This window comes from Pseudomonas bijieensis (assembly GCF_013347965.1).
GTDB lineage: Bacteria > Pseudomonadota > Gammaproteobacteria > Pseudomonadales > Pseudomonadaceae > Aquipseudomonas > Aquipseudomonas bijieensis.
Genome location: NZ_CP048810.1, coordinates 4,588,422 through 4,599,511, shown reverse-complemented (window position 1 = coordinate 4,599,511; position 11,090 = coordinate 4,588,422). Strand labels below are relative to the sequence as shown.

General features: G+C 63.0%; 10 protein-coding genes. 8 read left to right on the top strand and 2 right to left on the bottom strand.

What is annotated here, in order from left to right; translation table 11 throughout:
• The first annotated feature begins 28 nt into the window (after positions 1 to 28).
• Genes GN234_RS20140 through GN234_RS20125 form a run of 4 tightly spaced genes read left to right on the top strand, consistent with a single transcriptional unit; the run spans position 29 to position 4,508 of the window.
• Positions 29 to 1,384, top strand: coding sequence for a M16 family metallopeptidase (locus tag GN234_RS20140; protein ID WP_176688965.1), 1,356 nt, complete (start codon positions 29 to 31; stop codon positions 1,382 to 1,384).
• On the top strand, positions 1,377 to 2,867 hold the full coding sequence (locus GN234_RS20135; RefSeq protein ID WP_176688964.1) for a M16 family metallopeptidase: 1,491 nt from the start codon (positions 1,377 to 1,379) through the stop codon (positions 2,865 to 2,867). The genes GN234_RS20140 and GN234_RS20135 overlap by 8 nt, the downstream gene beginning before the upstream one ends.
• Entirely contained in the window at positions 2,867 to 3,478 is a 612-nt protein-coding gene (gene rsmD, locus GN234_RS20130; protein ID WP_116833669.1) for a 16S rRNA (guanine(966)-N(2))-methyltransferase RsmD, read from the top strand. Before GN234_RS20135 ends, rsmD begins: the two co-directional genes overlap by 1 nt.
• Positions 3,479 to 3,509: 31 nt before the next feature.
• Entirely contained in the window at positions 3,510 to 4,508 is a 999-nt protein-coding gene (locus GN234_RS20125; protein WP_109752949.1) for a hydrolase, read from the top strand.
• A 406-nt stretch (positions 4,509 to 4,914) separates the two neighbouring features.
• Here the strand turns inward: GN234_RS20125 and GN234_RS20120 are convergent, their stop codons facing one another.
• On the bottom strand, positions 4,915 to 5,769 hold the full coding sequence (locus GN234_RS20120; protein ID WP_163856282.1) for a sulfurtransferase: 855 nt from the start codon (positions 5,767 to 5,769) through the stop codon (positions 4,915 to 4,917).
• 32 nt (positions 5,770 to 5,801) lie between these two features.
• On the bottom strand, positions 5,802 to 6,473 hold the full coding sequence (locus GN234_RS20115; RefSeq protein ID WP_109752430.1) for a TetR/AcrR family transcriptional regulator: 672 nt from the start codon (positions 6,471 to 6,473) through the stop codon (positions 5,802 to 5,804).
• Positions 6,474 to 6,621: 148 nt separating this feature from the next.
• Here GN234_RS20115 and GN234_RS20110 point away from each other — a divergent pair, with 148 nt between their 5' ends.
• From GN234_RS20110 to coaD, 4 genes are all read left to right on the top strand, one after another.
• Positions 6,622 to 8,052, top strand: coding sequence for a coniferyl aldehyde dehydrogenase (locus GN234_RS20110; RefSeq protein ID WP_109752432.1), 1,431 nt, complete (start codon positions 6,622 to 6,624; stop codon positions 8,050 to 8,052).
• Positions 8,053 to 8,079: 27 nt separating this feature from the next.
• A complete protein-coding gene (locus GN234_RS20105) occupies positions 8,080 to 8,625 on the top strand; it encodes a twin-arginine translocation pathway signal protein (RefSeq protein ID WP_109752434.1) in 546 nt (181 codons plus the stop codon).
• Between the two features lie 149 nt (positions 8,626 to 8,774).
• A complete protein-coding gene (locus tag GN234_RS20100) occupies positions 8,775 to 10,370 on the top strand; it encodes a GMC family oxidoreductase (RefSeq protein WP_176688963.1) in 1,596 nt (531 codons plus the stop codon).
• 115 nt (positions 10,371 to 10,485) lie between these two features.
• Positions 10,486 to 10,965: a pantetheine-phosphate adenylyltransferase gene (gene coaD / locus GN234_RS20095; protein WP_109752438.1), complete on the top strand. Its 480-nt coding sequence runs from the start codon at positions 10,486 to 10,488 to the stop codon at positions 10,963 to 10,965.
• The last annotated feature ends 125 nt before the right edge of the window (positions 10,966 to 11,090 follow it).

Genomic DNA, 11,090 nt, shown 5'->3' with positions numbered 1-11,090 from the left:
GCGGGCAACCCAACAGGTTTAAACACGAATGAATGCTCTTGCCCGCCGCGCCGCAGGCCTGCTGCTCAGCACAGTTTGTCTGCCCTTTTCAGCCTTGGCTGCCGACCCACAACCCACCCATGAATTCACCCTCGACAACGGCCTGAAGGTCGTCGTGCGCGAAGACCATCGCGCGCCGGTGGTGGTGTCCCAGGTCTGGTACAAGGTTGGTTCCAGCTACGAAACGCCAGGCCAGACCGGTTTGTCCCACGCCCTCGAGCACATGATGTTCAAGGGCAGTGAAAAAGTCGGCCCCGGTGAAGCGTCGCTGATCCTGCGCGACCTTGGTGCCGAAGAGAACGCCTTCACCAGCGATGACTTCACCGCCTACTACCAGGTGCTGGCCCGTGATCGCCTGGGCGTGGCCTTCGAACTGGAAGCCGACCGCATGGCCAGCCTGCGCCTGCCGCCGGAGGAGTTCAGCCGCGAGATCGAGGTAATCAAGGAAGAGCGCCGTATGCGCACCGACGACAAACCCATGTCCAAGGCCTACGAACGCTTCAAGGCCATGGCCTACCCGGCCAGCGGCTATCACACGCCGACCATCGGCTGGATGGCCGACCTGGACCGGATGACCGTCGAGGAGCTGCGCCACTGGTACGAATCCTGGTACACCCCGAACAACGCGACCCTGGTGGTGGTCGGCGACGTGACGCCAGACGAGGTCAAGTCCCTGGCCCAGCGTTATTTCGGCCCGATCGCCCGGCGCGCGGTGCCAGTGGCGAAAATCCCCTTGGAGCTGGCCGAACCCGGCGAGCGCCAGATCACCTTGCATGTGCAGACCCAACTCCCCAGCGTGATGCTGGCCTTCAATGTACCGAGCATCGCCACCGCGAAAGACAAGGGTTCGGTCAACGCACTGCGGCTGATCTCGGCCCTGTTGGACGGCGGTTACAGCGGCCGCATCCCGACCCAACTGGAGCGCGGCGAAGAGCTGGTGTCCGGCGGCTCGTCAAGCTACGACGCCTTCACCCGCGGCGACTCGCTGTTCACGTTGTCGGCGACGCCCAACACGCAGAAAAACAAAACCCTCGCCCAGGCCGAAGCGGGCCTGTGGCGCTTGCTCGATCAGTTGAAAACCACTGCCCCGACCGCCGACGAACTGGAACGCGTGCGCGCCCAGGTCATCGCTGGCCTGGTGTATGAACGCGACTCGATCACCAGCCAGGCCACCGCCATTGGCCAGTTGGAGACCGTCGGCCTGTCCTGGAAGCTGATGGACAGCGAACTCGCCGAACTGCAAAGCGTGACCCCACAAGACATCCAGAAGGCAGCCCAGTTGTATTTCACCCGCTCGCGCCTGAGCGTTGCGCATGTCCTGCCCGAGGAGAAAGCTCATGAGTGAGCGTCAATCATCGCGCCGGGTGCTGATCGGCCTGGTATCGATCGCCCTGGTCGGCGCGCTGGCCTTTTACCTGTCGCCTTCGAGCAGTTCCAACGCCAGCCAGGCATTGGACAAGGCCAAGTCCGGCAACAAACTGCAATCTTTGCTCGAACTGAACGACAAGGCGCCCAGTCGGCGCCAGCTCGATGTGCAAACCTGGAAAACCGCTGACGGCGCCAAGGTGCTGTTCGTCGAAGCCCGGGAGCTGCCAATGTTCGACCTGCGCCTGACCTTCGCCGCCGGCAGCAGCCAGGACGGCGACGCCCCCGGCCTCGCGCTGCTGACCAACGCCATGCTCAACGAAGGCGTGGCCGGCAAGGACGTCAGTGCCATTGCCCAAGGCTTCGAAAGCCTCGGCGCGGACTTCGGCAACGGCGCCTACCGGGACATGGCCGTGGCATCCCTGCGCAGCCTCAGCGCAGCCGACAAGCGTGAACCGGCGCTGAAGCTGTTCGCCGAAGTCGTCGGCAAGCCAACCTTCCCCGCCGACTCCTTCGCCCGAATCAAGAACCAGATGCTCGACGGTTTCGAATACCAGAAGCAGAACCCGGGCAAACTGGCCGGCCTGGAACTGATGAAGCGCCTGTATGGCGAGCATCCTTATGCCCACTCCAGCGATGGCACCGCCGACAGCATTCCCCCGATCACCCTGGCCCAGGCCCGGGCGTTCCACGCCAAGGCCTATGCCGCCGGCAACGCCGTGATTGCGCTGGTCGGGGATTTGTCCCGTGCCGAAGCCGAAACAGTGGCCAACCAGGTCTCCGCCGCACTGCCCAAAGGCCCGGCCCTGGCGAAAACCCCGCCACCGGTGGAGCCGAAGGCGAGCATCGGCCACATCGAATTCCCGTCCAAGCAGACCAACCTGATGCTCGCGCAGTTAGGCATCGACCGCGACGACCCGGACTATGCCGCAGTGTCCCTGGGCAACCAGATCCTCGGCGGCGGTGGTTTCGGCACGCGGCTGATGACCGAGGTGCGGGAAAAGCGCGGCCTGACCTACGGCGTGTACTCCGGTTTCACGGCGATGCAGGCCCGCGGCCCGTTCATGATCAACCTGCAGACCCGTGCCGAAATGAGCGAAGGCACCTTGAAACTGGTGCAGGACGTATTCGCCGACTACCTCAAGAACGGTCCCACCCAAAAAGAACTCGATGACGCCAAGCGTGAGTTGGCGGGCAGCTTCCCGCTGTCCACCGCCAGCAATGCCGACATCGTCGGCCAGCTCGGAGCCATGGGTTTCTATGATTTGCCGCTGAGCTACCTGGAAGACTTCATGCGCCAGTCCCAGGAACTGACGGTCGAGCAGGTCAAGGCCGCACTGAACAAGCACCTGAGCACCGACAAGATGGTCATCGTCACCGCTGGCCCGAGCGTGCCGCAAAAGCCGCTGCCGCCCCCCACTGACAAACCTGCCGAGCAGCCGCTCGGGGTTCCGGAGCACTAATGGCCCGTCCATCGAATTCAAGCAAGAAACCCGTGCACAACGGTGTGAACCAGTTGCGCATCATCGGCGGCGAATGGCGCAGCCGGCGCCTGAGTTTCCCGGACGCCCCGGGCCTGCGCCCCACTCCCGACCGCGTGCGGGAAACCCTGTTCAACTGGCTCGCCCCCTATGTGGCCGGTGCCCGGGTGCTCGACCCGTTCGCTGGCAGCGGCGCGCTGTTTCTCGAAGCGCTGTCCCGTGGCGCCGCCATGGGCCAGGCGCTGGACGCCAGCAACCTGGCAGTCTCCAGCCTGAAAGAACACCTGGGCACCCTGCGCTGTACCGTAGGCCAGGTGCAGACCGCCGACGCACTGCGCTACCTGGACAGCCAACCGGCGACGCCTTTCGACCTGGTGTTCCTGGACCCACCGTTCAACCAGAATCTGTTGCCGACGGTCTGCACCCTGCTCGAGGAACGTCAGTGGCTGGCCGACGATGCCTGGGTCTACACTGAAAGCGAGACTGCCCCGTCCACCCTGGGCTTGCCGGGCAATTGGCGCTTGCATCGCGAGCAGAAATCCGGACGGGTGTATTACGCGTTGTGGCAGCGTTTGGCAAAGGACATTGGCTGAACGGCTGACCAGTGCATCGAGAACAAGAATGATGTCCGCCGCATCCGAACGTTTCGTCCCCGCCCCGGGCCTTGGCAACCCGCACCTGCAAACCCTGTGGGGCCCGCTATGGCGCAAGACCACTCACATCGATCGCCAACGCGAGCGTCTGTGGCTGGAAGACGGTGATTTCCTCGACCTCGACTGGCACGGCCCCCACAGCGCCGAGGCACCACTGGTGCTGGTGCTGCACGGGCTGACCGGCTCTTCCAACTCACCTTACGTGGCCGGGTTGCAACAGGCCCTTGGCCGCCAGGGCTGGGCCAGTGCGGCCTTGAACTGGCGTGGCTGCTCGGGCGAACCGAACCTGCTGCCCCGCAGCTACCACTCGGGCGTCAGCGAAGACCTGGCCGCCGCTATCGCCCATTTGCGCACCCGACGGCCCTTGGCGCCACTGTTTGCCGTGGGTTATTCATTGGGCGGCAATGTGTTGCTCAAGCACCTGGGGGAAACCGGCCGCGACAGCCAGTTGCAAGGAGCAGTGGCGGTCTCGGTACCGTTTCGCCTGGACCAGTGCGCCGATCGCATCGGCCAGGGATTTTCCAAGTTCTACCAGGCGCATTTCATGCGGCAGTTGGTGGCCTATGTGCGCAGCAAGCAACGCCAGTTCCAGCACGACGGACGCCACGAAGGCCTGGCGACCCTGGCGGCGCTTGGCCCGCTGGAGAACATGCGCACGTTCTGGGATTTTGACGGCCGGGTGACGGCGCCGCTGCACGGGTTCTCCGATGCGGCGGACTACTACCGTCGCGCCTCCAGCCGTTATTTCATGGCGGGGATCAGCACGCCGACCCTGGTCATCCAGGCCGCCGACGATCCTTTTGTATTCCCCCACAGCCTGCCCGAACCGGACGAGTTATCCGCCTCGACCCGGCTCGAACTTCACGCCCAGGGTGGGCATGTTGGGTTTGTCGACGGGACCCTGCGGCGCCCGGCGTACTACCTGGAGCGGCGGATTCCCGATTGGCTGGCCAGCCTGGGGCGTGGCTGACCATGGCAAGATTTACAGCCCAAACAAATCCCTTGTGGAAGCGAGCTCGCTCGCGATAGCAGTGGATCAGCGGCATTGATGTTGACTGATCCACCGCATCGCGAGCAGGCTCGCTCCCACAATTTTTTCCGGGTGTTCGCGAAATGGGTGTTCACCAAGAATCCTGTGGGAGCGAGCCTGCTCGCGATAGCGGTGGATCAGCGACATAGAGGTTGACTGACATACCGTCATCGCAAGCTAGCTCGCTCCCACAATTTTTTCCGGGTGTTCGCGAAATGGGTGTTCACCAAGAATCCCCTGTGGGAGCGAGCCTGCTCGCGATAGCGGTGGATCAGCGACATAGAGGTTGACTGACATACCGTCATCGCGAGCAGGCTCGCTCCCACAGGGGTTTGGGGTGTGAGCGTTATTCGCCCGTCGCCACGCCCCGCTGGGGATCGTTGATCCATTCACTCCACGAGCCAGCGTACAGTTTCCCCAAGGGATACCCTGCCAGGCACAAGGCAAACAGGTTATGACACGCCGTCACGCCGGAGCCGCAGTAGGCCACCAGCTCGGTGGGCGAGCGCTCACCCAGTTTTTCGGCGAAGCGCTGCTTGAGCTGGTCGGCCGGCAAGAAGCGGCCATCAGCGCCCAGGTTGTCGGTGAACGCAGCGCACTGGGCGCCCGGGATATGTCCAGCCACCGGGTCGATCGGCTCGACTTCACCTTTGAAACGCGGCAGCGCCCGGGCATCGAGCAGGGTCATTTCCGATTGGCCGAGGCATTGTTGCAGCGCTTGGGCACTGAGCAGCAGGCTCGCATCCGGCGCACCGCTGAAATTCCCGCGATGGTTCTGCGGCGGATCCAGGCTCAAAGGCAAGCCGGCGGCGTGCCAGGCCTTGAGCCCGCCATCGAGGATGTACACGCCATCGCGCTTGCCCAGCCACACCAACAACCACCAGGCCCGCGCGGCATAGGCACCGGGACCGTCGTCATACAGCACGACATCGCTATCGTTATCGATCCCCCAGGCCTTGAATCTCTCTATCAAGGCCCCGGGCTCCGGCAGCGGATGACGCCCGGTCACGCCTTTGGTCACCGACCCGCTCAGGTCGCGCTCAAGGTCCGCGAACGACGCACCGGCAATGTGCCCCTCGGCATAACTGCGCTGACCGTAATCCGGGTCTTCCAGGGCAAAACGGCAATCGAGGATGACCAGCCCGGGCTGTGATCGCCGCTGTTCGAGGGCTTGAGGACTGATGAGTTGCGCAATGGGCATGGTGAGCTCCTGTGGCTAAGTCGGGATCGGTCCTACTGCCCTTCCTCCAGGGTCTGGGCCAGGGGGACGTAGAATTCTTTGAACAGCGCATCCACCGCGTCGCGCGCCTGGTCGGTCACGAAACCGGCTTCCAGCACCAGGACCTGATAGACGCCGCGCTTGATGGCCTGCTCACTCAGGTGGCTGAAATTTTCCCGTGTGGTGCACAGAAACCGCACCCAGGATGTGAGGATGATCCAGGCATTGAGGGTCAGGGACTCGATCTGCACCCGGTCCATCTTCAGGATGCCGGCGGCAACGAAGCCTTCATAGATAGCGGTACCGTGGATCAGGCTGCGCTGGGAAAACCGTCGATAGCGCGCTGCGAGGTCCGGATCACTGTCGAGCAAATGCTCCAGGTCCCGGTGCAGGAAACGATAGCGCCACATGGCCGACAGCAGCTCCTGCAGGTAGAAACGCTTGTCCTCCACCGTGGCCGCACGGCCCTGGGGCGGGCGCAGGAAACTGTCCACCAGGTTCTCGTATTCACTGAACAACACGGCAATGATCGCCTGCTTGTTGGGGAAGTGGTAGTAGAGGTTGCCTGGGGACATGTCCATGTGGGCGGCGATGTGGTTGGTGCTGACGCTGCGCTCGCCCTGCTGGTTGAACAGCTCGAGGCTGTTTTGCACGATGCGCTCGCTGGTTTTCATTCGTGGGGCCATGGTTTGGGCTTTAATTCGACGAAGGCATTGATCGGCATCTTACGACCTATCGGTCACAGGAAAAACCCACAGCCGTCACGGATGCCATTGACTTTCTAGAGTATAAGCTCTAGAAAACACCCACTCTAATAATATCCGGTGCCCGACGATGCCCGCCGACATTGCCTACCTGCACGAGTCTCAACAACAACTGGACGAGCTGCGGTCGCTCTTCGATGCCCAGCGCCAGGCCTATGCCGCCCATCCGATGCCACCGGCCGAACAGCGCCGACAATGGCTCAAGGCTTTGCGCGAGGTGTTGAGCAACGAACGCCAAGCCTTGATCGATGCCATCAGCCAGGATTTCAGCCACCGCAGCGCCGACGAAACACTGCTGGCCGAGCTGATGCCGAGCCTGCATGGCATCCATTACGCCAGCCGGCATCTCCGGGGTTGGATGAAGCCCTCCCGGCGCAAGGTCGGCATGGCCTTCCAACCGGCGTCAGCCAAGGTGGTGTATCAGCCGTTGGGTGTGGTCGGGGTCATCGTGCCGTGGAACTACCCGCTGTTCCTGGCCATCGGGCCGCTGGTAGGGGCGTTGGCGGCGGGCAACCGGGTGATGCTCAAGCTCAGCGAGTCGACACCGGCGACCGGCCTGCTGCTCAAGCAATTGCTGGCCCGGGTGTTCCCCCAGGACCTGGTATGCGTGGTGCTTGGCGAGGCCGAGATCGGCATGGCGTTTTCCAAGCTGCCCTTCGACCACCTGTTGTTCACCGGTGCCACCAGCATCGGTAAGCATGTCATGCGCGCCGCTGCCGAAAACCTGACCCCGGTCACCCTCGAGCTGGGTGGGAAATCGCCGGCCATCGTGTCGGTCGATGTACCTCTCAAGGACGCCGCCGAACGCATCGCCTTCGGCAAGACCCTGAATGCCGGGCAAACCTGTGTCGCCCCGGATTACGTGCTGGTGCCACAGAGCCGCGTCGGCGAATTCGTCGAGGCCTATCGCAAGGCGGTTCGCGGGTTTTATCCGACCCTGACGGACAACCCGGACTACACCGCAATCATCAACGAACGACAGCTGGCGCGGCTCAACGGATACATCAGCGACGCCACCAGCAAGGGCGCGCTGCTGATCGAGCTGTTCGAGCAAGGCCAAGGGCGGCGCATGGCCCACAGTCTGTTGCTCAACGTCAGCGACGACATGACCGTGATGCAGGATGAAATCTTCGGCCCGCTGCTGCCCATCGTGCCCTATGAACATCTGGACCAGGCGTTCGCCTACATCAATCAGCGACCTCGCCCGCTGGCGCTCTATTACTTCGGCTACAACAAGGCCGAACAGCATCGCGTGCTCCACGAAACCCATTCCGGCGGTGTCTGCCTGAACGACACGCTGCTGCACGTCGCCCAGGACGACATGCCGTTCGGCGGCATCGGCCCCTCGGGAATGGGGCATTACCACGGGCATGAAGGCTTCCTGACCTTCAGCAAGGCCAAGGGTGTGCTGACCAAGCAGCGATTCAACGCGGCGAAGCTGATTTATCCACCCTACGGCAAGCCTTTGCAGAAACTGATCCAGAAGCTGTTTGTCCGCTGACGCGTCTCTTCCCGGGTAATAACAATAATGAACCCAAGCCTCATCGATACACCCACGCTGTCACGACGCGGCCTGCTGAAATTCAGCCTCGGCGCCAGCGCCTTCCTGACCACTGTCGGCCTGGGCGCCAGCCTGAGCGGTTGTTCGCCAAGCCAACCGGCCAACGGCCTGACGGTCCTGCGCGACAGCGACCTGCCATTTTTACGCAGCATCATCCCCGTGCTGCTGGACGGCGCAGTGGCCGTCGGACAAATCCCAACCGCCACTGACGCGACCCTGCGAAGCCTGGACAGCGGCCTGGCTCACTTGTCCCCCGCGATGCTCAAGCTCACGCACCAGCTGTTCGACGTGCTCACGCTGGGCATCACCCGCGGGCCACTGACCGGGGTCTGGGTTTCGTGGGAAAACGCCAGCAGCGACGCCATCCGCCAGTTCCTCGGGCGGTGGGAAAACAGTTCGCTGGACCTGCTGCGCCAAGGCCACAGTTCGTTGCTGCAACTGGTAATGATGGCCTGGTACAGCCGACCCGAGGCCTGGGCGCATTGCGGGTATCCAGGGCCGCCAACGGTTTAACAGTCACATCCAAACCCTGTGGGAGCGAGCCTGCTCGCGATTGCGGTGTGTCAGTCAATACAGACGCAACTGATCCGACGCCATCGCGAGCAGGCTCGCTCCCACAGGGATCTTCATCGCTAAACTTATAACAATAAGAGGCCCCAAACATGTCCGTCCCCGATCCCTTCCGCGAAGGCCTGGCCCGTGGCTGGACCACCTACAACGGCGCGCAGTTGACCCAGGACCTGAGCCTGGAAGCGGACGTGGCAATCGTCGGTAGCGGTGCCGGTGGCGGCACCACGGCGGAAATCCTCAGCGCCGCCGGCTACCGGGTATTGCTGATCGAGGAAGGTCCACTCAAGACCAGCCATGACTTCAAGCTGCTCGAAGACCAGGCCTATGGCAGCCTGTATCAGGAAGGCCTCGGGCGCATGAGCAAGGACGGTGCTATCACCATTCTCCAGGGCCGTGCCGTCGGTGGCACGACGCTGATCAATTGGACCTCCAGCTTCCGCACGCCCGACCAGACCCTCGACCACTGGGCTGCCGAGCACAACGTCAAGGGCCACGGCCCCGCCGAGATGGCGCCCTGGTTCGAGCAGATGGAACAACGCCTGGGCGTGGCACCGTGGCTCGTTCCGCCCAACGCCAACAACGACGTGATCCGCAAAGGCTGTGAACAATTGGGCTACGCCTGGCACGTTATCCCACGCAACGTACGCGGTTGCTGGAACCTGGGCTATTGCGGCATGGGCTGCCCGACCAACGCCAAGCAGTCGATGCTGGTCACCACCATCCCGGCCACGCTGGACAAGGGTGGCGCGCTGCTTTACCTGGCGCGGGCCGAGCGCCTGACGATCAAAAACGATGCCGTCATCGGCCTCGAGTGCCAAGCCATGGACGAACGTTGCGTAGCACCGACCGGGCGGCGCATCACCGTCAAGGCGCGGCATTACGTGCTGGCGGGCGGCGGCATCAACAGCCCGGGCCTGCTGTTGCACTCCGATGCGCCGGACCCGCATGAACGCTTGGGCAAGCGCACGTTCCTGCACTTAGTGAACATGTCCGCCGGGCAATTCGACGAGGTCATCAACCCGTTCTACGGTGCGCCGCAATCGATTTATTCGGATCATTTCCAATGGCAGGACGGAACCACCGGCAAAATGTCCTACAAGCTCGAAGTCCCGCCCTTGCACCCGGCCCTCGCCGCCACACTATTGGGCGGTTACGGCCCCGAGAACGCCTTGCACATGTCCCGGCTGCCCCATACCCACGCCATGCTGGCGCTGTTGCGCGACGGTTTTCATCCGGATAGCCCAGGCGGCAGCGTCGAGTTGCGCAGCGATGGCACGCCGGTGCTCGACTACTCCGTTTCACCGTATGCCTGGGATGGCTTGCGTCGGGCCTTCCATAGCATGGCCGAGATCCAGTTTGCCGGCGGCGCCAAGACCGTCATGCCCTTGCACAGCGATGCTCGCTACGTAAAGACCCTGGCCGAAGCCCGCACGCTGATCGACGGGCTTGACCTGGTCTTGTACCGCACGCGCCTGGGCAGTGCCCACGTGATGGGTGGCTGCGCCATGGGTGAAGACCCGCAAAGCGCCGTCGCCGACAGCCTGGGCCGCCATCACCAACTGGCCAACCTGTCGATCCATGACGGCTCGTTGTTCCCCACCAGCATCGGCGCCAACCCACAATTATCGGTGTACGGGCTGACCGCGCAATTGGCGACGGCCCTGGCCGAACGCCTGAAAAACCCATGACTATCCGGATTATTCGCAGCGTCTATAGTGCTTTCTTACGCAACAGCCGACTTGGCCGACCGAGAAGGCTGCGATACCATCCGACTCCCCAACGGACTCCCGCCAGGACGACGCGATGAACCGAGTGTTGTACCCAGGTACCTTCGACCCTATTACCAAGGGCCATGGCGATCTGGTCGAACGCGCCGCGCGCCTGTTCGACCACGTAATCATTGCCGTCGCCGCCAGCCCGAAGAAAAACCCACTGTTCCCGCTGGAACAACGTGTGGAACTGGCCCGCGAGGTCACCAAGCACCTGCCTAACGTGGAAGTGGTCGGCTTCTCGACGCTTTTGGCGCACTTTGCCAAGGAAAAGAACGCCAACGTGTTCCTGCGCGGCCTGCGTGCGGTCTCGGACTTCGAGTACGAGTTCCAACTGGCCAACATGAACCGTCAGTTGGCACCGGACGTCGAGAGCCTGTTCCTGACGCCGTCGGAGCGCTACTCCTTCATTTCCTCGACGCTGGTACGGGAAATTGCGGCGTTGGGTGGTGACATCAGCAAGTTCGTCCACCCGGCCGTGGCCGATGCGCTGACCCTGCGCTTCAAGAAATGACCCGCGGGCTGCGACTCGCTTCGCAGCCCGGCACAGCGCAGTCCATCGCGCCCGCGTGCACTGCGCTCGCCAATGCGGCACAATTGCGCCCATACGTTTTCAGATGCCCGGGCTCAACGCCCCGG